The sequence below is a fragment of the Flexivirga oryzae genome (genome assembly GCF_014190805.1).
In the GTDB taxonomy this organism is placed as follows: Bacteria; Actinomycetota; Actinomycetes; order Actinomycetales; family Dermatophilaceae; genus Flexivirga; species Flexivirga oryzae.
Map to the genome: position 1 here is coordinate 114441 of NZ_JACHVQ010000004.1, position 25224 is coordinate 139664.

The 25224-nt window shown below is 69.1% G+C and carries 20 protein-coding genes; 13 read left to right on the forward strand and 7 right to left on the reverse strand.

The features are described 5' to 3' along the window. The first annotated feature begins 108 nt into the window (after positions 1 to 108). From FHU39_RS19750 to FHU39_RS19760, 3 genes are all read left to right on the forward strand, one after another. Positions 109 to 2049: a S53 family peptidase gene (locus tag FHU39_RS19750; protein WP_183322451.1), complete on the forward strand. Its 1941-nt coding sequence runs from the start codon at positions 109 to 111 to the stop codon at positions 2047 to 2049. A gap of 104 nt (positions 2050 to 2153) precedes the next feature. Continuing rightward, a complete protein-coding gene (locus FHU39_RS19755) occupies positions 2154 to 2891 on the forward strand; it encodes a hypothetical protein (RefSeq protein WP_183322452.1) in 738 nt (245 codons plus the stop codon). A 181-nt stretch (positions 2892 to 3072) separates the two neighbouring features. Continuing rightward, a complete protein-coding gene (locus tag FHU39_RS19760; protein ID WP_183322453.1) occupies positions 3073 to 4014 on the forward strand; it encodes an NUDIX hydrolase in 942 nt (313 codons plus the stop codon). An 88-nt stretch (positions 4015 to 4102) separates the two neighbouring features. Here FHU39_RS19760 and FHU39_RS19765 read toward each other — a convergent pair whose 3' ends face one another. Further along, positions 4103 to 4498 carry a phage holin family protein gene (locus FHU39_RS19765; RefSeq protein WP_183322454.1) on the reverse strand — a complete coding sequence of 132 codons (396 nt, stop codon included), beginning with the start codon at positions 4496 to 4498 and terminating at the stop codon, positions 4103 to 4105. Between the two features lie 75 nt (positions 4499 to 4573). Here FHU39_RS19765 and hisC point away from each other — a divergent pair, with 75 nt between their 5' ends. The 4 genes from hisC to FHU39_RS19785 all read left to right on the forward strand — a co-directional run bounded on the left by hisC (position 4574) and on the right by FHU39_RS19785 (position 9676). Continuing rightward, on the forward strand, positions 4574 to 5671 hold the full coding sequence (gene hisC, locus FHU39_RS19770; protein WP_183322455.1) for a histidinol-phosphate transaminase: 1098 nt from the start codon (positions 4574 to 4576) through the stop codon (positions 5669 to 5671). A 267-nt stretch (positions 5672 to 5938) separates the two neighbouring features. Then, on the forward strand, positions 5939 to 7150 hold the full coding sequence (pdhA, locus tag FHU39_RS19775) for a pyruvate dehydrogenase (acetyl-transferring) E1 component subunit alpha (protein WP_183322456.1): 1212 nt from the start codon (positions 5939 to 5941) through the stop codon (positions 7148 to 7150). Then, positions 7150 to 8139, forward strand: a complete 990-nt coding sequence (locus FHU39_RS19780) for an alpha-ketoacid dehydrogenase subunit beta (RefSeq protein WP_183322457.1) — start codon at positions 7150 to 7152, stop codon at positions 8137 to 8139. Before pdhA ends, FHU39_RS19780 begins: the two co-directional genes overlap by 1 nt. Before the next feature lie 94 nt (positions 8140 to 8233). Further along, positions 8234 to 9676, forward strand: a complete 1443-nt coding sequence (locus FHU39_RS19785; RefSeq protein WP_183322458.1) for a dihydrolipoamide acetyltransferase family protein — start codon at positions 8234 to 8236, stop codon at positions 9674 to 9676. 110 nt (positions 9677 to 9786) lie between these two features. On the opposite strand, the gene FHU39_RS19790 is transcribed toward FHU39_RS19785, so the two are convergent. Beyond that, positions 9787 to 12642, reverse strand: coding sequence for an FAD-binding and (Fe-S)-binding domain-containing protein (locus tag FHU39_RS19790; RefSeq protein ID WP_246336770.1), 2856 nt, complete (start codon positions 12640 to 12642; stop codon positions 9787 to 9789). Between the two features lie 16 nt (positions 12643 to 12658). Between FHU39_RS19790 and FHU39_RS19795 the strand changes: the two genes are divergently transcribed. Further along, positions 12659 to 13369 carry a GntR family transcriptional regulator gene (locus FHU39_RS19795; protein WP_183322460.1) on the forward strand — a complete coding sequence of 237 codons (711 nt, stop codon included), beginning with the start codon at positions 12659 to 12661 and terminating at the stop codon, positions 13367 to 13369. A 53-nt stretch (positions 13370 to 13422) separates the two neighbouring features. On the opposite strand, the gene FHU39_RS19800 is transcribed toward FHU39_RS19795, so the two are convergent. The 3 genes from FHU39_RS19800 to FHU39_RS19810 all read right to left on the reverse strand — a co-directional run bounded on the left by FHU39_RS19800 (position 13423) and on the right by FHU39_RS19810 (position 16614). After that, positions 13423 to 15177, reverse strand: coding sequence for an MDR family MFS transporter (locus tag FHU39_RS19800; protein ID WP_343066032.1), 1755 nt, complete (start codon positions 15175 to 15177; stop codon positions 13423 to 13425). Then, entirely contained in the window at positions 15174 to 15683 is a 510-nt protein-coding gene (locus FHU39_RS19805) for a MarR family winged helix-turn-helix transcriptional regulator (RefSeq protein WP_183322461.1), read from the reverse strand. The genes FHU39_RS19800 and FHU39_RS19805 overlap by 4 nt, the downstream gene beginning before the upstream one ends. 139 nt (positions 15684 to 15822) lie before the next feature. Then, positions 15823 to 16614: a hypothetical protein gene (locus FHU39_RS19810; protein ID WP_183322462.1), complete on the reverse strand. Its 792-nt coding sequence runs from the start codon at positions 16612 to 16614 to the stop codon at positions 15823 to 15825. Between the two features lie 72 nt (positions 16615 to 16686). Between FHU39_RS19810 and FHU39_RS19815 the strand changes: the two genes are divergently transcribed. Further along, positions 16687 to 18696, forward strand: coding sequence for a bifunctional copper resistance protein CopD/cytochrome c oxidase assembly protein (locus FHU39_RS19815; RefSeq protein ID WP_343066034.1), 2010 nt, complete (start codon positions 16687 to 16689; stop codon positions 18694 to 18696). 5 nt (positions 18697 to 18701) lie between these two features. After that, entirely contained in the window at positions 18702 to 19496 is a 795-nt protein-coding gene (locus FHU39_RS19820) for a carbon-nitrogen family hydrolase (protein ID WP_183322463.1), read from the forward strand. Here the strand turns inward: FHU39_RS19820 and FHU39_RS19825 are convergent. Beyond that, positions 19493 to 20119 carry a LysE family translocator gene (locus FHU39_RS19825; RefSeq protein WP_183322464.1) on the reverse strand — a complete coding sequence of 209 codons (627 nt, stop codon included), beginning with the start codon at positions 20117 to 20119 and terminating at the stop codon, positions 19493 to 19495. The two genes, FHU39_RS19820 and FHU39_RS19825, sit on opposite strands and share 4 nt — an antisense overlap. Before the next feature lie 63 nt (positions 20120 to 20182). Here FHU39_RS19825 and FHU39_RS19830 point away from each other — a divergent pair, with 63 nt between their 5' ends. The 3 genes from FHU39_RS19830 to FHU39_RS19840 are packed head-to-tail and all read left to right on the forward strand — an operon-like array spanning position 20183 to position 22971. Further along, the gene (locus FHU39_RS19830; RefSeq protein ID WP_183322465.1) at positions 20183 to 20476 is read left to right on the forward strand and encodes a hypothetical protein; all 294 of its coding nucleotides are present in this window, start codon (positions 20183 to 20185) and stop codon (positions 20474 to 20476) included. Between the two features lie 48 nt (positions 20477 to 20524). After that, a complete protein-coding gene (locus FHU39_RS19835; RefSeq protein ID WP_183322466.1) occupies positions 20525 to 22420 on the forward strand; it encodes an NHL domain-containing thioredoxin family protein in 1896 nt (631 codons plus the stop codon). Positions 22421 to 22464: 44 nt separating this feature from the next. After that, a complete protein-coding gene (locus tag FHU39_RS19840; protein ID WP_183322467.1) occupies positions 22465 to 22971 on the forward strand; it encodes a hypothetical protein in 507 nt (168 codons plus the stop codon). Between the two features lie 30 nt (positions 22972 to 23001). Here FHU39_RS19840 and FHU39_RS19845 read toward each other — a convergent pair whose 3' ends face one another. Beyond that, entirely contained in the window at positions 23002 to 25068 is a 2067-nt protein-coding gene (locus FHU39_RS19845; protein ID WP_183322468.1) for a neutral/alkaline ceramidase, read from the reverse strand. Positions 25069 to 25224 lie beyond the last annotated feature (156 nt).

The following is a 25224-nucleotide window of genomic DNA, read 5'->3' on the forward strand; positions in this document are numbered from 1 at the left end:
CGCATTTTCAGTTTTTCGGTAGGGTGTAGCGCGCGCCACACCCGTGTTCCGGTCATCCCTCACCATCAGACCGCGGACCAAGGCCAAATTAAATGGGAGGAATTTTTGATGAAGCGTCGTCACATCGCGACGGGGGCCGTCGCGTTGACCACGGCTGTCGCCATGGCAGGAGCAGGTGCCAGTATGGCGCACGCCGCCGGGCAATCGACCGACAACGTGCGGCTGACCAACTCCGGTCGTACCGCCTTGTCGAACCACACGAACCTGCACACGCTCGGCAACGCGTCCAGCAGCACCAACATGAGCCTGAGCATCGCAGTTCCGTTGCGTAACCAGGCACTGCTCAACTCGTTGCTCGCCAAGGGCACCGTCATCTCACCGGCCGAGTACACGCGCCTCTTCGGCGCGTCACAGGCGTCGTTGCACAAGGTCGCGGACTGGGCGAAGAAGCAGGGCCTGAAAGTCACGTCGACCGACGCGGCGAGCGGATTCGTCGAGGTCTCCGCACCGGTGCGGACCGTCAACAAGGCGTTCTCGCTGACCATGCAGCGCGTCACGCTGGGCTCCCACACCGGCATGGCTCCGAACGCCGCTCCGCTGGTGCCGAAGTCCTTGGGCATCTCCAGCGTCGTCGGCCTGTCGACCGTCAGCACGCGGTCCACCGGTCCGATCAGGAACAACGTGGTCGGCGCTGCCAACGCGGTGTCGATGACGCGCTCGACGCTGAAGTCGGACTCCCCGGTCGGCAAGTCCTCGACCTCGCTCGGCAAGTCCGCCGTCAAGGCGGCGGCCGCCCAGGGCGGTTGCGCCAAGTACTGGGGCGAGCGGCTGGCAGTGACGGCGAAGAAGTTTGACAACATGTCGAACGCGCAGTGTGGTTACACGCCGCAGCAGGCCGTGAAGCTCTACAACGCCGGCAAGGCCGCGAGCGCCAAGACCAACATCGGCATCCTGCTGTGGTGCTCGGACCCGGACGCGCTGAGCAAGGCCAACGCGATTTCGAACAACTTCTCCTACCCGACGCTGTCCGGCTACCACGACGAGTCGGCGGCCGAGAACCCGACCTACTGCTCCGACACCGAGGTGTACGGCGAGCAGGACATGGACGTCCAGATCTCGCACTACATGTCACCGAAGTCGTCGATCTACTACTACGGCGCCTCCGCACCGACCGACTCGGCACTGGTGAGCATCTTCAACAAGGCGGTCACCCAGCACAAGGTGAGCACGATCTCCATGTCGTGGGGCGGTGACGAAGCGGGCCAGACCACGAGCTTCAAGCAGCAGTTCGACCGCATCGCCGCGCGCGCCTCGGTGACGGGCATCAGCCTGTTCGCCAGCAGCGGCGACATGGGTGACGGCAGCATCGAGGTCAACCACACGAAGCCGTCCCGCGGCAAGAACCCGAGCTACCCCGCAACCTCGCCGTTCTTCACGGCGGTCGGCGGCACCGCCGTGGGTGAGAACAGCTCGGGCGGGCGGAAGTTCACCCTCGGCTGGTCGAACACCCTGTGGGACCAGCCGGACGGGACGACCCTGAAGAACGTCACCCGCTACCCGTTCTGGCAGAACTCCGTGGGTGCCGGCGGCGGCGTCAGCAAGGACTACAGCCAGCCGGCATGGCAGAAGGGTGTCGTCACGGGGTCGACGACGAAGCGGACGATCCCGGACGTCAGCGCGGACGCCGACACGGCGACCGGCATCTACCTGACCTTCGACGGACAGAACGCCACGACCAGCGGTGGCACCAGCCAGTCGTCCCCGCTCGTCGCTGCCCTGGTTGCCTCGTCCAAGAAGCTCACCGGCCGCAACATCGGCAACGCGGCGCCGTACTTCTACAAGCTGAAGGGCACCGCGAACATCAGGGACGTCAAGCCGACCTCCACCACGTATGGCGCGTGGCTGGGTCAGCTCAACGCTGCGCCGCACGACAACATCCTGGAGGGCCTGCAGGAGCCGGCCGACTCCTTGCGTGTCAAGAGCGGCTGGGACAACGTCACCGGTCTCGGCGAGCCGACCGGCAGCTTCCTGACCGCGTTCGGCAAGTGACGCTCGCTGCGAGCTAGCTCCATCGGTGGTGCGTGCCGTGCGGCATGCACGGCACGCACCACCGCCCAGAACTTAAGTTGAGACAAATGAAGGGGAGCAAGACCATGAAACGCAATACTGCGTTGTTCGGGGCTTCGCTGGTGGCCGGCCTGGCCGCAGCCTCCGGGCTGATTGCGACAAGCACCTCGAGCTCGGCGGCCGGTAGCACGCTCTACGGCGTGGCCTGGGCCGACGGGACCAGCGGCCAGTCGTCCGGGTGGACCACCGGGTCCTATGCGGACCCGTACGGAGTCGAGTTCGCCGGCTCCGCGTCTGCGGGCAGCGGCTCGTTCAAGCTCGACGCCGGCGGTTCCACCGTCAGCGTCACGACGACCTGTGTCGCCGGCAAGCCGAGCGTCACCGTGTCCGGTGGCGGCGCCGCCGGCACCTACACCGGTGGGTCCACCACGCTGGCCAAGTTCACCGGCCTGTCGACCGCCCAGGGTTCGGTGACCTTCGCGACCCAGACCGTCGGTGGTCACGCCGTGGGTGCCTACATCAACCTGGCGCCCGGACTCGCGGGCACCTGGGTCGCCCTGACCGGTGCCGACTGCGCCGCTGCGCCGACGAGCAGCACGACCTCGTCGACGACCAGCTCGAGCACGACGCCGCCTCCGACGTCGAGCAGCACGACGCCGCCTCCGACGTCGAGCAGCACCACCGCGCCGCCGACGTCAACGACGTCGACGACGCCGCCTCCGACGTCGAGCAGCACCACGACGCCGCCTCCGACGACGCCGCCTCCCACCACGGAGCCGCCGACGCCGACCCCGACGACGACGACCCTGCCGGTCACCGGCTGACGCACGTCGCTTCGACCTGGGTAACAGTGCCCCCGTCCGCCGTCCGGCGGATGGGGGCACTGTGTTCTGGCGGGTGCGAGCAGTCGAACGATCGAACCCGTGAGACGACGACCGGCTTGGGTCCGGTGCCGGGAGTGGGCCGCGAGGAGTCGAACGATCGAACTCTGCAAGGCTTAGGGGTATGACGCAGCCGCTCGCACCGACCTTGCGCGACGGCCGGGCACTGCAGCGGCTGACCGGACCGGATGTGCCCGAGCAGCTCGGTGCGGACGTGCCGTCCTGGGTGCGCGACGACCAGGTGCTGGCCTTCGCGATCGAGGAGGACGGTGTCCGGGCGGGATTCGTCGCGTTGCGGCTGCCGGACCACCGCGACGGTGCCGGCCAGCTCGCCTGGCAGCTCCGGCCCGAGTTCCGCGGGCACGGCCTGGCCGGTGCCGCGCTCCGGGCGATCATCGAGCACGCGTTCGACAACCTGGCGCTGCGCCGGGTGGAGGCGTTCGTGGACCGGCGCAATCGTCCGGCGTTCCGGACCGCAGCGGCCGCGGGACTGCGCGTGGAGGGTGTGCTGCGGGGGTACCGGGAAGGAGTCGACGCCGCCGTGCTCGGCCGGCTCTCGACCGATGCGGTCCCGGGCACCCGGGACGCCTTCACCGCCTGGCTGAACAGCTCGCTACCGACCAAGCGGGCGATCGGCCAGGCGCTGGTGCGGGACGAGTCCGGCCGCATGCTGGTGTGCGAGTTGGTCTACAAGAAGCCGTGGGACCTGCCGGGCGGGGTGGTGGACCCGCTGGAGTCACCGGCCCACGCCGTCGTGCGCGAACTGCGCGAGGAGCTCGGGGTGAGCGCCCGGGTCCGCGCGCTGGCAGCGGTGAGTTGGTTACCCGCCTGGCGCGGCTGGGACGATGCCACGCTGTTCCTCTTCGACGTGGCGGTGCCGCCGGAGGAGCTGTCCGCCATACGCCTGCAGCCCCGGGAGATTCGGGCCGTGCACTGGTGTGATCCCGCCGAGCTCGCGCAGCACGCCGCCGACTACACCGTGCGGGTCGCCGAGCGGGCGCTGTCCGCGCTCGACGCCGGCACGGCCCCGATCTACCTCGAGGACGGCCGCCCACCCCGCTGGTGATCGAGCGGCATACCTGTGCATTGACCGGCATACGGATTCCGGGCGAATCGGTACGCCGCTGATTCCAGGGGTATGCCGGTCAATCAATTCAATGCTGCTCGAGCTCGTCCGGGAGCAGCATGTTGATCAGCATGCTCACGAACGACACCACGAGGGCGCCGAGGATCGCCGCCCAGAAGAAGTCGTCGATGTGGAACGACAGCCCCAGTGAGTTGGACAGCCACGACAGGATCTGCAGCATGAACGCGTTGACGATGAAGGTGAACAACCCGAGCGTCAGGATGATCAGCGGGAACGAGAAGAAGTGCGCGATCGGTTTCACGATCGCGTTGATCACGCCGAAGATCGCGGCGACGACGATGATCGTCAACACCTTGGAGCCGGTGGACTTGCTGTCCTGAGCCAGCGTGATGCCTGGCACGACGATCGCGGCGATCCACAGCGCGACAGCGTTGATACCGGTCTTGACCAGGAAGTTCTTCATGACACCAGCTTGTCATGCCGTCGTCCGGCAGCCGCCCGGAACGCGCCCGGCAGTGGGGTCCTAAGCTGCGGAACTATGACTGACGCCACACCGGGGACCGTCCGACTGCGAGAGACCCTCGAGTCCATCCCCCGTTACGTCGCGGGCAAGCCGGCAACCGAGCAGCCCGGGCGGACGACCTACAAGATCAGCAGCAACGAGAACCCCTACCCGCCCCTCCCGTCCGTGCTGGACGTGGTGCGGGAGGCGATGCAGACGATGAACCGCTACCCGGACATAGGCACGGTCGCGCTGCGGGAGGCGATCGCCGACCGCTTCGACGTCGACCCCGACCAGGTGGCGACCGGCACCGGCAGCGTCGGGCTGCTCGGCACGCTGTTGCAGATCACCAGCGGCCCCGGCGACGAGGTCGTCCACGCCTGGCGGTCCTTCGAGGCCTACCCGATCGTGGTGGGGCTCTCCGGCGCGACCGGGGTGCCGGTGCCGCTGACCGGTGACGCCCGGCACGATCTGTCGGCGATGGCCGACGCGGTCACCGACCGCACGCGGCTGATCATCGTGTGTACGCCGAACAACCCGACCGGTCCCGCGGTCCGGCAGGACGAGCTCGAGGCGTTCCTCGCCCGGGTGCCGTCCGACGTGCTGGTCGTGATCGACGAGGCCTACCTGGAGTTCAACCGGGATCCGGAGGCTGCCGACGCCCTGGCCGTATGGCGCTCGCGGCCCAACGTCGCGGTGCTGCGCACCTTCTCCAAGGCCTACGGCCTGGCCGGGCTGCGCGTCGGCTACTGCATCGCGCACGAGCAGGTCGCCTCTGCGCTGCGCACCGCCGCCGTGCCGTTCGGGGTGTCCCATGTTGCGCAGCAGGCGGCGATCGCGAGTCTGGCGGCATACGACGAACTCGACGAGCGGGTCCGGGCGCTGGTCGCCGAACGCGACCGGTTGCTGATCGGGCTGCGGGACCTGGGCTTCGAGGTGCCGGACACCCAGGCCAACTTCGTCTGGCTGCCGCTCGGTGACCGGACGCCGGAGTTCGCCGCCGCTGCCGAGGCGGCCGGCGTCGTGGTGCGCCCGTTCGCGGGTGACGGTGTGCGGTGCAGCGTCGGCGAGGTCGAGGCCACCGACCGGCTGCTCGAGGTTGCGCACAGCTGGTCGGGTGCCGGCGGAGCGTAGCGGCGGAGCGGTGGCCGAGCTTGTCGAGGTCACCGGTTGTCGTTTCGACGAGCTCAACGGACTCGAGGTGTCTTGAGTGGCCCGGAGCCTGCGGAGGGCGTATCGAAGGGTAACCTTCCCGCGTAAGGCAATGTGAGCCGCGTCATACAACTGCACCCACTGTTGCGAGAGGTATGACGAGCCGGCTCGGCACCGCTCGGAGACCCCGCTGCGGTGCACGACAGGCCACGGCTCACCCAGCCCGCGGCCGCCCGAGAAGGAGAGCACATGCCCGACGATGCGATGGAGCCGGCGCCGCAGGCGCCCGCACCCGTGCGACATCACGAGACGGTGGTGACAGGTCCGATGGAGCACGACATCACCGATGGCGGCCCCGACATGGTGCAGTTCGTCGATGGTGACGGCAACCGCCTGCCCACCTCCCCGGCGAACGAGGCCTACGCCAAGATCGTCGAGGATCTGACGCCCGAGGACGGCCGGTCGATGTACCGCGACCTGGTGCTGGTGCGCCGGATCGACGCCGAAGGCCACGCCCTGCAGCGCCAGGGCGAGCTCGGCCTGTGGCCGTCGCTGCTCGGTCAGGAGGCCGCGCAGGTCGGCGCCGGACGCGCGATGCGCCGCCAGGACTACGCGTTCCCCGGCTACCGCGAGCACGGCGTCGCCTGGTGCCGCGACGTGCCACCGGAGAACCTGCTCGGCATGTTCCGCGGCGTCAACCACGGCGGCTGGGACAGCAACGCCAACAACTTCCACCTCTACACGATCGTCATCGGCAACCAGATGCTGCACGCGACCGGCTACGCGATGGGCATCCAGCGCGACGGCGACGTCGGCACCGGTGACCCGGACCGTGACGCTGCAGTGATGGCGTTCACCGGCGACGGCGGCACGGCACAGGGTGACTTCAACGAGGCGCTGGTCTTCGCCGGCGTCGCCAACGCGCCGCTGGTCTTCTTCGTCCAGAACAACCAGTGGGCGATCAGCGAACCCAACTACAAGCAGTTCCGCATCCCGCCCTACCAGCGAGCACGCGGTTTCGGCTTCCCGGGCGTGCGGGTCGACGGCAACGACGTGCTGGCGGTGTATGCCGTCACGAAGGCCGCGCTCGACGCCGCCCGTGCGGGTCAGGGCCCGACATTGATCGAGGCGTTCACCTACCGGATGGGTGCCCACACGACATCGGACGACCCGACCAAGTACCGCATCGCCGCGGAGGTCGACATCTGGCGGGAGAAGGACCCGATCACCCGCATGCGTGGCTTCCTGGCCAGCAAGGGGTATGCCGACGAGGCGTTCTTCGACGCGGTCGACAAGGAGGCCGACGAGCTGGCGGCCCGGATCCGCAAGGCCTGCCAGGAGATGCCGAACCCGCCGAAGCCGGCGATGTTCGACAACGTCTACGTCGACCCGCACCCGGTGGTGGAGCGTGAGAAGGCGGAGTTCATCGCCTACCAGGCGTCGTTCGAGGGGGGCAAGTGATGACTGCTCAGAAACTGTCTCTCGCCAAGGGTTTGAACGCCGGCCTGCGCAAGGCCATGGAGCACGACCCGAAGGTCGTACTGATGGGAGAGGACGTCGGCAAGCTCGGCGGAGTCTTCCGCATCACCGAAGGCCTGCAGAAGGACTTCGGTGAGGACCGCGTCATCGACACCCCGTTGGCCGAGTCCGGCATCGTCGGCACCGCGATCGGGTTGGCGTTGCGTGGCTACCGCCCGGTGGTGGAGATCCAGTTCGACGGGTTCATCTACCCGGCGTTCGACCAGATCATCAGCCAGGTCTCCAAGATGCACGCGCGCTCGCTGGGCCACTTGCGACTGCCGCTGGTGATCCGCGTGCCGTTCGGTGGTGGCATCGGCGCCGTCGAGCACCACTCGGAGTCCAACGAGGCCTACTTCGCGCACACCGCCGGCCTGCGGGTCGTCACCTGCGCCGACCCGGCCGACGCCTACTGGATGATCCAGCAGGCGGTCGCCTCCGACGACCCGGTCCTGTTCTACGAGCCGAAGCGCCGCTACCACGAGCGGGCGGAGGTGGAGCTCGACGAGGACGCCGGTGCTCCGCTGCCGTTGAACAGCGCTCGCGTCGCGCGCGCCGGTGACGACCTCACGGTGCTGACCTACGGCCCGATGGTCAAGACCTGCCTGGACGCGGCGGGTGCCGCACAAGGGGAGGGCAAGTCGTTGGAGGTCATCGACCTGCGGTCGCTGTCACCGCTGGACACCGAGACGATCTTCACCTCGGTGCGCAAGACCGGCCGCTGCGTCGTCGTCCACGAGGCACCGACGTTCCTCGCGATGGGCGCGGAGCTGGCGGCGCAGGTGCAGCGCGAGTGCTTCTACTCGCTGGAGGCGCCGGTGCTGCGCGTAGGCGGATACAACATCCCCTACCCGCCGTCGCGTTTCGAGGAGGACTTCCTGCCCGACCTCGACCGCATCCTCGACAGCGTCGACCAGGCTCTCGCCTTCTGATGCTTGCGGGTCGAGCAGGTGAGCCGCTGGGCGAGCCGTATCGAGACCCACACGCCCACAACTTTTTGAATCTTGCACGAGGAGAACAATTTCCATGGGAGTGAAGCAGTTCAAGCTGCCCGACCCCGGTGAGGGTCTGGTCGAGGCCGACATCGTCACCTGGAAGATCAAGCCGGGCGACACCGTCAAGGTCAACGACATCGTGGTCGAGATCGAGACGGCCAAGTCACTCGTCGAGTTGCCGATCCCGTGGGAAGGCACCGTCGTCGAGTTGCTCGTCGCCGAGGGCGACACCGTCGAGGTCGGCGCACCGATCGTCGCGATCGAGGTGGCGGGGGCGGAGGACGATGCACCCGCAGTTGCGCCCGGCCCACCCGCGGCGGAACCCGCTGCGACGCCAGATGATTCGGGCGAACGGGTCGCCAATCTCGTGGGCTACGGCTCGGTCGCGGGTGCCACCACTCGGCGGGCCCGACGCGCCTTCGAGGGCAACCAGGGCCCGGGCAGCCAGGGTCCGCCGCTGCCCGCGCCGGACCTGCACCTGCACGTCGCGACCGACGCGTTGCCGAGCGCACCGGTGCCGCGCGACGACATACCGGCGCCGACGCGCAGCCGTGCCGGTGGGGCGTTCGCCCCGTCGGGCGGCAAGGTGCTGGCCAAGCCGCCGGTGCGGAAGTTCGCCAAGGACAATGGGATCGACCTGTCGCAGGTGCAGCCGACCCGTGAGGACGGCGTGATCAGCCGGGCCGACGTCGAGTCGTTCATCGCCGGCGGCGGGGCAGCCGCTGCGCCGGTTGCGGCTGCCGCGTCATACGACGGGGCGCGGGAGACCCGGGTTCCGGTCAAGGGCGTGCGTAAGATGACCGCGCAGGCGATGGTCGGGTCGGCGTTCACCGCTCCGCACGTGACCGAGTTCGTCACGATCGACATGACCCGCACCATGGAGCTGGTCGAGCGGCTGAAATCCGACCGGGACTTCCGCGACCTCAAGGTCACCCCGCTGCTGGTGCTCGCCAAGGCGCTCTGCGTTGCGATCAAACGCAATCCGGGTGTCAACGCGACCTGGGACGAGGCCGCCCAGGAGATCGTGATCAAGCATTACGTCAACCTCGGCATCGCAGCGGCGACGCCGCGTGGCCTGGTCGTCCCCAACATCAAGGACGCCGACCGGATGTCGATGCGCGAGCTCGGTGAGGCGCTCGGCGCGCTCGTCGGCACCGCCCGCGAGGGCCGCACGCCGCCGGCGGACATGTCCGGCGGGACGATCACCATCACCAACGTGGGCGTCTTCGGCGTCGACACCGGCACCCCGATCATCAACCCGGGGGAGTCGGCGATCCTCGCCTTCGGGCAGGTCCGCAAGATGCCGTGGGTCGTCACCGACGACGACGGCGTCGACCAGATCGTGCCGCGCCAGGTGACCCAGCTCGGCCTGTCGTTCGACCACCGGTTGATCGACGGCGACCTGGGCTCGCGGTTCCTCGCCGACATCGCGGCACTGCTCGAAGACCCGGCGAAGGCGCTCGTCTGGGGCTGACCGGCAACGTGCTGCTCGCGCGTTTCGGCGAGAGTCGGAGTCATCTCGGAGGCTGACGGTCCGATTCACCGCTGACGGCCCAATTCGGCCGTCAGCGGTGATTCCGGCCGTCAGGGTCGTGCAGCACCTGCGTGGGCGAGCAGCTGCGCCAGATGTATGGCGGACGTGCCCGCCAGGTCCTGCAGCTGCGTGCGACACGAGAAGCCGTCGGCCAGGATCACGTCGTCCGGACCGGCCTCGCGCACGGCAGGCAGCAGGTTGGTCTCGGCGACGGCGACCGAAACCTCGTAGTGCCCCTGCTCGACACCGAAATTGCCGGCCAGACCACAACATCCGCCCACCCGGGTGACCTCGGCACCGGCATCGAGGAGCAGCTTCTCGTCCGCCGACCAGTTCATCACCGCATGGTGGTGGCAGTGCGGTTGCGCGATGATGCGCACCCCGGCGAGGTCGGGTGCTCGCCACCCGTCCGTGCGGCTCAGTAGCTCGGCGAGGGTGACCGTCGCGCCGGCGACGGCTCGGGCGGCCGGATCGTCGGGCAACAACTCGAGCAGGTCGTGGCGCAGCACCGCGGTGCACGAAGGTTCCACGCCGACGATCGGGACACCGTCGTCCGCAGCCGGTGCAAGCGTCGAAACCAACGCCTGCAGAGTGGATTTGGCGGCGTCCAGCTGCCCGGTCGAGATGAGGGTCAGCCCGCAGCACACCGTCCGCGGTGGCAGCACCGGTCGATAGCCGGCGTCCCGCAGGACCGAGACCATGGCGGCACCGATCTCGGGCGTGAACTCGTCGGTGAATGTGTCCACCCACAGCAGCGCCGGCCGGTCGGTGACACCCGGCGCGTAGGGAACCAGGTCGTGCGACGCCGCCCACTGCGCGAACGAGGTGGGCGCGATGACCGGGATCGACCGCCGGGGATCGACGCCACCCAGCCGCTTGGTGAAGCCGAAGCGGTCTCCGAAACGCATTGCCAGCCGGGAGATTCTCGGCGCCCGACGCGTCAGCCGGAGCCACTGCGGCAGCCGCCCGAGCGTGTAGTGCGAGATCGGCCGACGGCGGCCGGCGTAGGCCTGGTGCAGTACTTCGGACTTCATCGACGCCATGTCGACCCCGGTCGGGCAGTCCGACAGGCAGCCCTTGCACGACAGGCACAGGTCGAGTGCCTCGTGCACCTCGGGCGCGCGCCAATCGGCTTGCACAACAGAGCCGTTGATCATCTCCTGCAGCACGCGTGCGCGTCCGCGGGTGGAGTTCTTCTCCTCCTTGGTCGCGAGGTATGACGGGCACATGACGCCGCCCGACCCGGTGTTGTCCGCTCGGCACTTGCCGACCCCGGTGCAGCGGTGCACCGACTGGCCGAAGTCGCCGCCGTCGGCCGCCCACGCCAATGCCAGACGAGAGGACCGGCGCGTCCGGCGGGCCACAGGCACGGCGGGTGCTGGGAAGCGCAGGTCGGCGTCGATCGGAGCAGGATCGACGAGCACACCTGGGCTCAGCAGGTTTTCGGGGTCGCAGATTCGCTTCGCCTCCGCGAAGAGGGCAAGGGAGCGGGCGTCATACATATGGGGGAGCAGCTCGCTGCGGGCGCGACCGTCACCGTGCTCACCGGAGAGTGACCCGCCGTACCGGCCGACCAGCTTCGCCGCGTCGGTCATGAAGGAGCGCAGCACCTGCTTCGCATCCGGGCGCTGCAGCGGAAGGTCCAGCCGCACGTGCATGCAGCCATCGCCGAAGTGCCCGAACGGCGCGGAGGTCAGCCCGTGCGAGGCGACCAGTTCGTCGAAGTCGCGCAGGTAGGCACCCAGCTGGTCCGGGGGTACCGCGGCGTCCTCCCAGCCGGGCCACGCCGGCTCGCCCGCCGGCGAGCGGCCCGCCAACCCTGCGCCATCGGCCCGGATCCGCCACAGCTCAGCGGTCTCCGCCGCCGACATCACCACCCGCGAATCGACAGCTCCCAGTGAGGAATCCGCCGCCACTGCTGCTGCGCGGGCGTCGACTTCGGCCGCATCGTCGCCACTCACCTCCACGAAGAGCCAGGCGCCGCCGCGGGGCAGGTCGGGCACGGCGCCCGGGCCGCGCCGCGAGCGCACCACGTCGATGAGCCGGGCATCCAGGCCCTCGCACGCGGTCGGGTCGTGCGCGAGCACGGCCGGTGATGCGGCGCCGGCCGCGACGATGTCGGCGAAGCCGAGGGCGATCATCCGCCGGTGCTTCGGGTCGGGCACGAGCCGGACCGTGGCTTCGGTGACGACGCCGAGTGTGCCCTCCGAGCCGACCAGGAAACGCGCGACGTCGGCGCCGCGCTCGGGCAGCAGATGCTCCATCGAATAGCCGGAGACCTGGCGACCGAATCGTCCGAACTGGGTACGGATGTGCGCGAGGTGGTCGGCTCCCAACGTCCGCAGTGCGGTCGCCTCTGCCGACTCGACAGGATCGGCGCTGCCCGACGTGACGGCGAATTCGCCGCCGGTGCCGAAGAATCCACGCAACGCCAGGACATTGTCGGCGGTCCGTCCGTAGCCCAGGCTGCGCGAGCCGCACGCGTTGTTGCCGATCATCCCGCCGATGGTGCACCGGGTCGAGGTCGACGGGTCCGGGCCGAAGCGCAGCCCGTGCGGAGCGGCGGCGCGTTGCAGCTGGTCCTGCACGACACCCGGCTCGACGCGCGCCGTCCGTGCGTCCGGGTCGATCTCGAGCACCCGGTTGAAGTGTCGTGACAGGTCGAGGACCAGGCCCGGGCCCACGGCGTTGCCTGCGACCGACGTCCCCGCACCCCGCGCCGTCAACGGCACGCCGGCATCGCGTGCGACGGCATACGCGGTGGCCAGTTCCTGCGCCGAGCGCGGGAAGGCGACCGCGGTCGGCGGGACGCGGTAGAGCGACGCGTCGGAGCTGTATGCCGCACGAGTGGTCGAGTCGTCACGGACCTCCAGGCCCGCGGAACGCAGCGCGGCAAGCAGAGACATGCGTAACATGTTACCCATGTCCTTGGCGGAGGAGGCGGCGGCGCAGGTGCGCGCCTGGCTGTATGACGGGACGATCGGGCGCGACACGTTCCACTCGGTGCCGGAGGTGGCACAGCGGCTGGGCATGTCGCGCAGTCCGGTGCGTGAGGGCCTGCTCGGCCTGGCCGAGGCCGGACTCATCGAGTTCGTCCCGAAGCGCGGCTTCCGAGCGGTGCGTCCGACCGGCCAGGACATCGCCGAGATCTTCGCGTTGCGTCTGGCGTTGGAGCCCGTGGCGACCGCGGACGCCGCCCGGGACGGGTCGGCCGACCTGCTCGCTCGGCTGCGCCGGCACCTCGCGGCCATGTGCGATGCCGCTGACCGCGATGACGACGTTAGCTTCGCGGCCGCCGACGAGCACCTGCACGCGACGATCCTGGACTGCGCGGGTAACCGCCGGCTCACTGCGCTGATCGCCGGGCTGCGGGACACCACGCGGCTGATCGGAGCCTCCACCGCCGACCGGTCGAGGTCGCGCGCCGACATCCTCGCCGAGCACGAGCCGATCGTGGCCGCTATCGCGGCGGCCGATCCGGGCCTGGCCGCGCGGGAGATGCGTGATCACCTGCTCGCCACCGGCCGCCTGCTCATCGAGCAGGCGCAGGACGACGGGGACGAGTCGGCCTGGGAGTCGTGGGCAGCGCTGATCGGGGAGGCGCCGGCCCGTCATACCGTGCGGCAGGTATGACGAAGGGGCGCCCGGCGAGCTGCCGGACGCCCCTTCGCTCTGGTGGGAACCGCTCAGTCCGCGCTGTGCCGCGGGGACAGCGACTCGTCGACCTCGCTGAGCGTGTCACCCGACTCCGCGATGTGCCGACCTGCGGTGCCCGCGCCGACACCGACCGGCTCCGGCTCGAGGCCCTCGCCGGGGTCCTCCGCGCCGCCCTCGGCTGCGGCAGCGGCCTGCGCCGACTGGGCGCGCAGCTCGACGGGCGGCATCAGCAGCAGCACCAGGAACGCGATGAACATCAGCACTGCCGCGCACAGGAAGATCAGGTCCATCGAGTCCGCGAAGCCGACCATGAACGGGTGCGCGATCTTGTGCGGAACCTGCTGCAGGATCGTCGAGTCGTTCTCCACCGTGGCGGCGATCTTGCCGAAGACCTTCTGGTTGGCCGGCGTTGCCAGCGAGGGGTCGGCCTTCATCGCGGCAGCCAGGGCGTCCTTGATCTTGTCGCCGAGCGTGCTGAACAGGATCGACAGGAAGACGGCAACACCGATCGTGCCACCGGTCTGCCGGAAGAAGGTCGCGGCGGAGGTGGCCACGCCGATCTCCTGCGGTGGGACGGCATTCTGCACGATCAGCGTCAGCGGCTGCATACAGTTGCCGAGGCCGAGGCCGACCAGGAACATCATCAGCATGACCAGGACGAGGCTGGTGTCGGCGGTGACGAAGAGCCACAGCAGTGCCATCCCGGCCGTCGCGACCAGGGTGCCGAGGATCGGGAATCCGCGGATCCGGCCGGTGCTCGCCGTGATCAGACCGGAGACGATCGAGGCGATCATCATGCCGGCCACCATCGGCAGCATCATCAGGCCCGAGGTCATCGGCGACGCACCGTGCACGATCTGCATGTAGAGCGGCAGCACGGTGATGCCACCGAACATGCCCATTCCCACGATCACGCTGGCGACGATGGTCACCGACGCGGCGCGGATCTTGAAGATGCGCAACGGGATCAGCGCGTCGGCGCCCATGACGTGCTCGATCCAGACGAAGGCGGCGACACCGATGACACCGATCACGTAGCAGGCCATCGAGGTCACCGACCCCCAGCCCCAGGTGCGGCCCTGCTCGGCAACGGTCAGCAGCGGCACGAGCGCGACGACCAGCGCGACGGCGCCCCACCAGTCGATGCGCGCCTCACGGCGGGTGTGCGGCAGGTGCAAGGTGGCGCTGACCACGAAGAGCGCGAGGATACCGATCGGCACGTTCACCAGGAAGACCCAGCGCCACCCGGTGACCCCGAGGAAGGAGTTGGTCTGGGCGAGGAAGCCGCCGACGACCGGTCCGAGCACCGACGAGGTGCCGAACGTCGCCATGAAATAGCCGGTGTACTTCGCGCGTTCCCGCGGCGGCACGAGGTCGCCGATGATCGCCAGCACGAGGGTCATCAGGCCACCGGCGCCGATCCCCTGGAAGGCGCGGAACGCGGCCAGCTCGTACATCGAGGTGGCGAAGGAGCACATCGCCGAACCGGTGATGAAGACGCCGATGGCGAAGATGAACAGCTTCTTGCGGCCGTAGAGGTCGCCGAGCTTGCCGTAGATCGGGGTCGTGATCGTCGAGGTGATCAGGTATGCCGTGGTGACCCACGCCTGGATGGACAGGCCGTGCAGCTCATTGGCGATCCGGGGGATCGCGGTGCTGACGATCGTCTGGTCGAGCGCGGCGAGGAACATGCCGAGCAGCAGACCGGTGAGGATCGTCAGGATCTGCCGGTGGGTGTATTCACCGCTCACGGGCGCCGTCTTGGCCGCCGTTGCGTTGCTCACGCGGGGTCCTTTCCAGTGGTTGGGGGAAATTCGGGGAGGTCGGCGCCGGTGGCCCGGGCCCGGTCGAGTTCGCGGCTGAGCTCGCCGACGAACTCATGCAAGTAACGGGTGAAGTCGCGCGCCTTGTCGTCGTCCCAGTCGGCCAGCATCCGCTGGATCCACTTGCCGCGCCCGTCCTGCAGGCGCTGCACGAGCGCGTCACCCTCCTCGGTGAGCGCGACCCGCTGCGCGCGACCGTCGTCCGGGTCGGACACCTTGACGACCAGACCGTGGCCGACCAGATGGCTCACCTGCCGGCTGACGGTGGACACGTCGGAATGGACCGTCTCGGCGATGGCTGAGATGCGCGCCGGGCCGATCCGTCGCAGGGCGAAGATCACCGGGTATGTCGAGGGCTCCGACCCCGGGTGCACGCGCGGCGTGTAGTGACGGATCGCCTCGATCTTCTTCACCAGGTGGATGAGCTCGGCGGACAGCTCCATCGCCACGGCGTGCTCAACGGGCATTTCGGTTCCTGAGGATCGGTTCGGACGCGTGTGGCGTACCACACAAGTTGCTTGCGGCATACAACTATATGCATCGAAGGTCGATGTTTCAACTCGGCGGCGGCGGCGGCGCACGCCGCCCGCAGCGCACCGCAGCGCGTCAGGACACGATGGCCAGGCGGTCCAGCACGCGGGCGGCGACGCCCTCGTCGCCGACGACCGAGTAGCGCAGGTCGGCCGTCGGCACCCGGCCGGCGCCCCGGCGGGTAAGCGCTTCGGTGGTCAGCCGGATGGTGGTGATGGAGCCCGGCGGCACGATGATGACCTCGCCGGTGGTGTCGTCGGTCTCGTCGACGTGCGCCCGGCCGGAGAAGAGCGCTTCGCCGCGCAGCGACCCGTCGGAGGTCGGCGTGATCCGCACGCCCTCGCGCGCCAGCACCGGTCCGGTGCATTCGATGATCACGGACGTGCCCGGCTCCAGTCCGGCACCCGCCGCCTGCGCCGGGAAGTCGGTGAGCACGGCGGTCACGACCATTGCCGCGGCCGCCGAGTCGAGGTTGCCGGGACGGTCCAGCGCTTCGCGCAGGTCCTGTTCGAGACACCAGGTGTCGATGATCTGACGGTGCAAGGTGCTGCCGAGCGAGCCTGCGCCACCGACGATTCCGGGAGTCGGGCTGTCCAGTGTGAGCTCCGGGTCGCGCAGCGCCCGCAGCCGGCGGGGCAGGACGTGCGCCAGCTCCTGCACGACGTCGTGTCCGGTGCGCTGTCCGCCGGACGGCAGTCCCGCGACCCGGGCGATCTGGTCCAGGACGGTGCGGCCCTCGTGCTGGGTCGGCCGCTCGAAATCGTCCGGGCGGCAGGTCAGGCCGAGGTCCAGCACCGCCTGCGCCGTGGCGCCGTACGCCTCCACCAGCTCGTCGAGGGCTTCCGGTGGGAGAGGTCGTGTCGGCATACCCACACGGTAGTGGTTGCGTCGCCCGGCACCGAGCGCCTGCGCCACAACCGGCGGACTTAACCTTTTGGGGTGACCCATCAGCCTCGCACGGCCCGCCCTACCGCGCGCCCCGGCGCGCTCGCCGCGGCCGTCGGAGCCGGGCTGATCGCCTGTGCCGCCGCGGTGCGGTTCACCGGCGCCGCGGACAAGCTGCAGTTGCTCGATCCCGGCGCCGTGGTGCGCTGGGGTCTGCCGCTGGCGAACCTGCTCTTCGAGCTGTCCATCGCGCTCACCATCGGGTTGCTGCTGCTCGGCGGGATGTTGATGCCGGAGGGTACGAAGACCGCGCGGCGTATCCGGGCCTGCCGGTATGCCGCGTGGTCCGGCCTCGCCTGGGCCGTCTTCGGAGCTGCCGGTGCAGTGCTCAACTATGCCGACGACTCCGGTGTGCACCTGGGCGCGAGCGGCTTCTGGTCCGGTGCCTGGCACTGGACCTGGCAGCTGGAGACCCTGCGCAACCCGGCGATCACCAGCCTCGTGGGACTGGCCGTCGCGGTCGTCTGTTTCGTCGGTGTCGGCCGGGCGGTGCAGGTCTGGCTGTTCTTCGGTGCCCTGCTCGCGCTCTGGCCGCTCGCGCTGGTCGGACACTCCGCCGGCAGCAACGACCACGACGCCGCCGTCAACTCTTTGGCATTCCACCTGGCCGGAGTCGCGGTCTGGGTGGGCGGCCTGCTCGCCGTGCTGATCATGTGGTCCCGGCTCGGGAAGGGCGCGCCCGACGTCGTCGCGCGCTTCTCGACGATCGCCACCTGGTGCTACGCGATGGTCGGTCTCTCCGGCATCCTCAACGCGTGGATCCGGCTCGGCGGACTCGACGGGCTGTCCTCGCGCTACGGCGTCGTCGTGCTCACCAAGGCTGCGGCTCTCGTCGGGCTCGGTGTCCTCGGCTGGTTCCAGCGCCGCAAGGTGGTCGACCGGCTGCGTGCCGAGCGCACGTCCCAACCGGGCCGGGCGGCGTTCGCGCGACTGGCCACCATCGAGGCGCTGGTCATGACCGTGGCCATCGGCCTCGGTGCAGCGCTCTCCCGCTCGCAGCCACCGATCGCCGGTGAGTCGCCCCTGCAGAAGACCGACATCGCCTTCTCCCTCACCGACTACCCGACGCCCTCCCCGCTGGTGACCAGCAGCTGGTTCACCGCCTGGCGGGTCGAGTGGCTCTTCACCGTCGTGGCCGTCGTCGCGCTGGGTGTCTACCTGCACTGGGTATGGCGTCTGCACCGACGCGGCGACAAGTGGCCGATCGCCCGCACGGCCTGGTGGATCGCCGGCTGGGCGAGCTTCACCTACTTCGCCGACTCGGCGCCGGCGATCTACGGCCACGTGATGTTCTCGATGCACATGCTGATGCACATGGGCGTGTCGATGTTCGTGCCGATCTGCCTGGTGCGCGGCGGCATCGTCACCCTGGCGATGCGGGCACTGCCCAAGCGCGGCGACGGCACCCTCGGCCCGCGCGAGATCATCCTGGCGATCGTGCACTCCCGGGTCTTCGCGTTCTTCGCCAACCCGATCATCGCCGCGGTGTTGTCCTTCGGCACGCTGATCACGTTCTACTACTCGCCGTGGTTCCACCTGTCGCTGACCACGCACACCGGCCACATCCTGATGGTCGCCCACTTCATGATCACCGGGTACATCTACGCCTACTCCCTGGTCGGCATCGACCCCGGGCCGAAGCGCTGGGCGCCGCCCATCCGGATGCTCATCCTGCTCGTCGCGATCGCCTTCCACGCGTTCTTCGGGGTGGCGATGATGACCGGCACGACGCTGCTGGCACCCGACTTCTTCTCGGTGCTCCATCTGTCGTGGGTGCCCGACCCGTTGGTCGACCAGCAACGCGCCGGCACGGTCGCGTGGGGTGCCGGTGAGTTCCCGACCCTCATCCTGGCCATGCTGATCGCCGCGGAGTGGTACCGCACCGACCGCGCCGAGGGCCAGCGCGCAGAGCGGCAGGCCGAGCGGGACGGCGACGCCGAGCTGCACGCCTACAACGACTACCTCGCGGCACGCGCACGTGCCGGCACCCACGAAAAGGACTGATCTGCATGCGGATTGCCGCCGTTCAGCTGGCGTATGACGACACCGAGTCCCTCGCCGACCGCACCGACCGGGTGGTGTCGCTGGTGCGTGCGGAGTCTGGCGCCGATCTGGTGGTGTTGCCCGAGTTGTGGTCGGCGGGCGGCTTCTCCTACCGGGAGTGGCCGGCGCGCTCGCAGGACGTCAGCGGTTCGGTGGTGTCCGCGCTCGCGGGAGCCGCGCGGGATGCGAGGGTGTGGTTGCACGGCGGTTCGATCGCCGAGCACCCGGAGTCCGGGGAGACCGGCCCGGAGGGCAAGTCGCTGTGGAACACCTCGGTGCTCATCGCCCCGGACGGTTCGGTGACGGCCACCTACCGCAAGATCCACCGCTTCGGTTTCGCCGGCGGTGAGCCGAAGCTGATGGAGGCCGGCGAGGACGTCGTCGTCACCGACATCGCCGGTGTCAGCGCCGGACTGTCCACCTGTTACGACCTGCGTTTCCCGGAGCTCTACCGGGCGCAGGTGGATCGCGGCGCGAAGGTCTTCGTCGTACCGGCTGCATGGCCGGAGGCACGCGTCGACGCCTGGTCGCTGCTGTTACGGGCGCGCGCGATCGAGGACCAGTGCTTCGTGATCGGCTGCAACACCGCCGGCACGCACGCCAGGACCACGATGGGCGGGCACAGCGCGGTGATCGCGCCGACCGGAGAGGTGCTCGCCGAGGCCGGTGGCGATCAGGAGGTGCTGCGGATCGACATCGACCCGGCAGCGGTCGATGACTTCCGGGAGGCGTTCCCGGTGCTCCGCGACCGCCGGCTCTAACTCGATTCGGCCGCCAGCGCCGTCGCGAAGCCGAGCATCACGACACCGGTCGCACCCTCGATGCTGCGTCGCACGGTGAGCCGCTGCAGCACCCGGGAGGCCAGCCCGGCCACCGCGACCAGGCCGACCAGGACGATGGAGCCGACCGCGGCCAACGTGAGCGCATAGGTCAACAGCGTTGCCACGCTTGCGTGTTCGCCGACGAACTGCGGCAGCACCGCAATGTTGAACGCCAGCACCTTCGGGTTCGTGATGTTGCACAGGAAACCCTGCCACGCCGCCGACCAGGGGCTGCGCCGCGTGACCATCTTCGCCTCGACGGGGCCGTCCGCCGACCGCATCCGCCAGGCGGCCCGGATCGCCAGGAAACCGAGATAGGCCAGGTAGACCGCGCCCGCCCACTTGATGATCCGGAAGGCCGTCTCGGCATGCATCAACAGCGCGCCGAGCCCGGACGCGGCCACGACCCCCTGCACGATGTTGGCGACCAATATCCCGGCCGCCGTCCACGCACCGCGTCGCCGGCCGCCGAGCAGGGTGCTGCGCAAGGTCAGCAGCGAGTCGGGGCCGGGCGCGATCGCCAGGACAGCGGCGAGCGCGACGAAGGACAGGTACTGCGTCATGCCGAAATGGTAGAACCGCGGGCGGCCCGCACCGGCCCGCCGTCCAACTGCTGACCGACCAGCATGATCATCCTCGGCGTCATCCTGGTGCCGGTCATCGTCATCCTGGTCGTCTTCCTCGGCGAGTTCCTGCTGTTGCTCCTCGTCTTCCCGCTGGTGATGATCGCCCGCTCGATCTTCGGCAAGCCGTGGACCATCGAGGTGACCGAGAAGCGGCGGCTGCGCGCCGCCGAGCAGGTCAAGGGGTGGGGCGCCTCGCGCGACCGCATCCAGGAGATGGCGAAGTTGCTGCGGACCGGTGGACTGCCGGCCCTCTACCAGTCACAACCCGAGTACCCGACGACGCAGCGTCGGTGACACAGGGCCGCGTGTGGTCGTCACGCACCGCCGCGCGACGATGGGGGTATGACGAAGGACCGGGGCCCCCGCGAAGTATCGGAGCGAGGAACGAGCGGAGAACGTCGGGGGGTGGAGGTGCGCGTGCGCGCACCGGAACTCCTCGGTCGCCGCTGGCTCAACACCGGCGGCGCAGCCGTGCGACTGGCAGACTTGCGCGGCAAAGTTGCAGTGCTCGACTTCTGGACCTTCTGCTGCGTCAACTGCCTGCACGTCCTTGACGAATTACGGCCGCTGGAGCGTGAATTCGCCGATCAACTGGTGCTCATCGGGGTCCACTCGCCCAAGTTTGAGCACGAGGCGGATCCGGTTGCGCTGGAGCAGGCAGTGGAGCGTTACGCGGTCCACCACCCGGTGCTGGACGACCCCGAGCTGCAGACCTGGGGCGCCTACACCGCGCGCGCCTGGCCGACCCTGGTCGTCATCGACCCGGAGGGATATGTCGTCGGCCAGTTCTCCGGTGAAGGGCATTCCCACGGGCTCGAGGTGTTGATCCGCGAACTACTCGAGGAACACCGCGCCAAGGGCACGCTGCGCACAGGCGACGGACCGTATGTCGCGCCCGAGGCGCCGACGACCGCACTGCGTTTCCCAGGCAAGCTCGCGGCGGTCGGCGATGGCAGCTACCTGGTCTCGGACACCGCACACCACCAGGTGGTCCAGTTGGAGGCCGACCTGGAGACCGAACGTGCCCGCTACGGCGACGGCCACCTGGACTCACCGCACGGAGTACTCGTGCTTCCCCCGGACGCCGCGCGGAGGCTCGGCTACGACGCGTTGGTCGCCGACACGGTGCGCCACCAGGTCTTCTCGATCCGCTTCTCCGACGGCGAGATTCGGGTGCAGGCAGGCACCGGTGAGCAGCTGCGCGAACGGTCCGGTAGCGGCGCAGCGCTCGGCCAGCCGTTGTCGACCCCGTGGGACCTCGCCTGGTGGATCGACCGGGTCGTGATCGCGATGGCCGGCACGCACCAGCTGTGGGCGCTGCACCTCGCGGCCGACCCGAAGGACAACTCGGTCGCGGTGCTGGCCGGCACGAGTCAGGAAGGCTTGCGGGACGGGGACGCCCACGGCGCGTGGCTGGCGCAACCCTCCGGGCTCGCCGCATCCGCGGACGGCAAGAAGGTCTGGATCGCCGACTCCGAGACCTCTGCGTTGCGGTCGATCTCGTTGCAGGACACCGGCTTCCGCCTGGACTCGTATGTCGGCAAGGGGCTGTTCGACTTCGGCCACCTCGACGGCCCGGCATCCGAGGCGTTGCTGCAACACCCGCTCGGCGTCGCCGAGTTGCCCGACGGCAGCGTCGCGATCGCGGACACCTACAACGGCGCGATCCGCCGCTACGACCCGGCGGCCGGCGAGGTGTCGACGCTGGCCACGGACCTCGCCGAGCCGAGCGATCTGCTCGTCGAGGACGACCCGGCCGGCGCCCGGCTGGTGGTCGTCGAGTCGGCGGCCCACCGCGTCGTCCGGGTCGCCATACCCGTTGCTGCGGCACGTGTTTCGGGACCGGCCCTGCAGACGCAACGTCCGGTCACCCGGGTGACTCCCGGCGCGCTGCGGTTGTCGGTCGACTTCGTGCCACCGACCGGTCAGAAGCTCGACAAACGGTACGGCGACCCGACCCAGCTGACGGTGTCCGCCAGCCCGGAGGGGCTGCTCCGCAACGGCGCCGGCGCTGCCCAGGGGCTGGAGCGCACCTTGGAGCTTGCCGACGACATCACCGAGGGTGTCCTGCACATCTCGGTACGCGCGGCCGCCTGCGACGGTGATCCGATCACCGGCGAACTTCCGGAGCACGCGGCATGCCATGTCTACCAACAGGATTGGGGTATTCCGGTGTCGTTGGTCGCCGACGGAGCGGACCGTCTCGAGCTGGCCCTGCGCGGCACCTCGGCCTCGTAGTCCGAGTTTCCCTTGACGATGTAATCATGTAAGTGTGTAATCAGATGATGAACACGATCGAAGGATGGTTCGCCGGGCGGTTGCCCGACGATTGGTTCGAAGGCGCTCCCGAGGTCACCGTCGACCGCGAGGAGATCGTGGTCGTCGGCACCCTGCCGGCACCGGAGGTTGCGGCGCAGGACGACGGTGCCCGCGCCGCCGAGAGCGGCCGTATCAAGCGGTGGCGTGAGGACACCCGCGGCAAACGGATGCGCATCGCCGACGAAGCCGAGCGGCGATTCGGTGCCAAGGTCGCCTGGGGTGCCGTCTGCGGGGAGACCCGGGAGGTCTTCACCAACCTGTCGGTCCCCGTGATGACCCGGCTGCGGCAGCCGGAGCGCCGGGTGCTCGACACCCTGGTCGACGCCGGCGTCGCGCGCTCGCGATCGGATGCACTCGCGTGGTGCGTGCGACTGGTGGGCCGGCACGAGGACGACTGGATCGGCCGGCTGCGGGACGCCGTCGCCTCGGTCCACGAGGTGCGTGACGAGGGGCCCGCATCCGGCTCCTGAGCCCAGCCGTACGGTGTCTCGCTACCGCCGTCAGCTGACCGTGAATTCGGTTGATGCTCCGGTGAAGTCGGAGATCTTCCCGGTCAGCGAGGCCTTCGCGGAGCCGTGGTGCACGATCCGGTAGGTGCCGCTCGGTGCGTCCGCGGGAATGTCCCAGGTGATCGACGCCGTCGACGTCCCGAGCACTACGTCGGTGCGTTTCCAGGTGAACTTCGTGGCGAAGTCGCCATCGTCCTGCACCCGTTGCCAGGCCGCGCCGACCTTGCGCTGCACCTCGAGGAACGTCGATCCACGCCGCAGGTTGTTCTTCGGGTGGCCGGTGACGAAGACCACCTGCGCCTGCGTCCCCTTCTTGTATGACGCCGCGGGTGCCGTCACCACCTGGCCGAACCTCTTGCCGAGCGGCGGGTTGTCGTAGACCACGCCGGGCACCAGGTCGATGAACCCCAGGGGCGACGGAGCACCCGCACTGCGGACCGGAATGCTCGCCCCGGCCTGCAGTTTCGCCGCGAGGGAGGACAATTCCTGCTGGTACGCGCACAGCTCGTACCGGCCGTACAGCGTCGATCCGCCCTCGTACTGCTGGGAGGCGTACTCCTCCGGCGTTGTGACGTATTCGGCGTACCCGTTGGAGTAGGACTGGATCATCACCTGGTCCAGCGGCACCCCGAGGGTGGCCGCGACGGAACGCCGGATCCGCAGGCCGGCGACGATCGTCACCTCGCACGGGGTGCAGGCGATGTGGAACTGACCGATCTTGAGCACCTGGATCAGCACCCGGCTCGGCGCGGCGCCGACGAGCCCGACCGGCAGGGTGCACAGCTTCGGCTGTTGCTCCGACAGCATCCAGCCCGGCGCGGGCGGCATCGTCGGCAACATCGCCCACAGCTTCGCCAGCGGCCCGGTCCAGCCCTCCGGGTAACCCAGCCCCGGCCCGTCCTCCACACTGCCGGCCAGCATCGACGCGCCGATCACGGCCGGTGTCGTGTGATGCTCCTGGCCGTCCGGTGTCCACTTCGAGTCGATCGCGATGTCGCCGATGTCGATGTAGGTGGCGATACTGTCGATCGATCCGCTGATCGGCTCGGTCGCCGACTTCCAGGCCGACTGCATCGCGGTCTTCTGCCGGTCGCCGATGATCGCGAAGTTCTGCCAAGGGTCGTCGGTCGGTCCGGTGCCCGGCTTCAGCTCCAGGTTCGGGGACATGTCGCCCGCGGCCGACTGCGCGAACGCGGACACGAACGCCGGCTGCCCCGCCAGGTAGTCCTGTCCGAGTTGCTCCCGCTCCCACGCCCAGGCGGCATACCCCTTGTTGTCGCCGCTGACCAGCAGATTGGTGTTGGGCAGCGAGGTCCCGTGGGTCGGGAACCACGAGATCGCGCCGATGTCCGTGCCGCCCTGTGTGAAGCGCCAGACGATCATGTGCGGGTCGATCGCGTCCGGGAAGACGGCCTTGTCGGCGTCCGGGTTGAGCTCGAAGGCCTGCTGTGAGCGGTTGCGGCTGGCGTCGGTCAGGGTGGTGTGCCCGACCGTGATCGAGCCGGGCTTCAGGTCGTCGTGCGCGGCGCTGATCGCATCGACATACCCGTCGACCATCGCGTCGAAGGTCTCCTGCTGGAAGCCGAGGATCGCCAGGTTGTAGATGAAGTCGTGTGAGCATCCGCCGGGCGTCGAGTGCGAATGCGTAGCTGTGACACACACATTCGTGTAGTCGTAGATCCCCGGGTACTTCGACATCAGCTTCGCGACGATCGCGGCATGCGCGGCCACCGGGATGAGCGCCTGGTCGGCGACACACCATGCGATCCGCTTGCCAGTGGCGCGATCGACGATGACGAAGGCACGCGCCCGCAACCGCATGGAGATGCCGTCGTCGATCTGCTGCGGCATCGAATAGCCCATCATGCCGTTCTCCGCGCAGGCACCCGTCGTGTCGCCCATGCCCCTGCCGACGAGGTATGGCGCCTCCGTTGTCGCCTCGGCCGCGCCGGCGGTGGGCAGTGCCGTACCGGCCACGGCGGCGCCGAGGCCGAGCGCCGCACCGCCGCGCAGCACGGTCCGCCGGCTGGGACCGGATTGTTCGCCATACGCTCCCATGGCCGTTCTCCTTCGCAGATGGTTACGCACGAGTAACTGCATCGATGAGAACGACTATGGCAGGGATCGCGCCGCGAATGTGGACAAGTGACCAAGTGATTGCCCCCAAAACACCGAGAGGCTCACTCAACGCCGAAAGGCCCAGTTGGAGCGCCT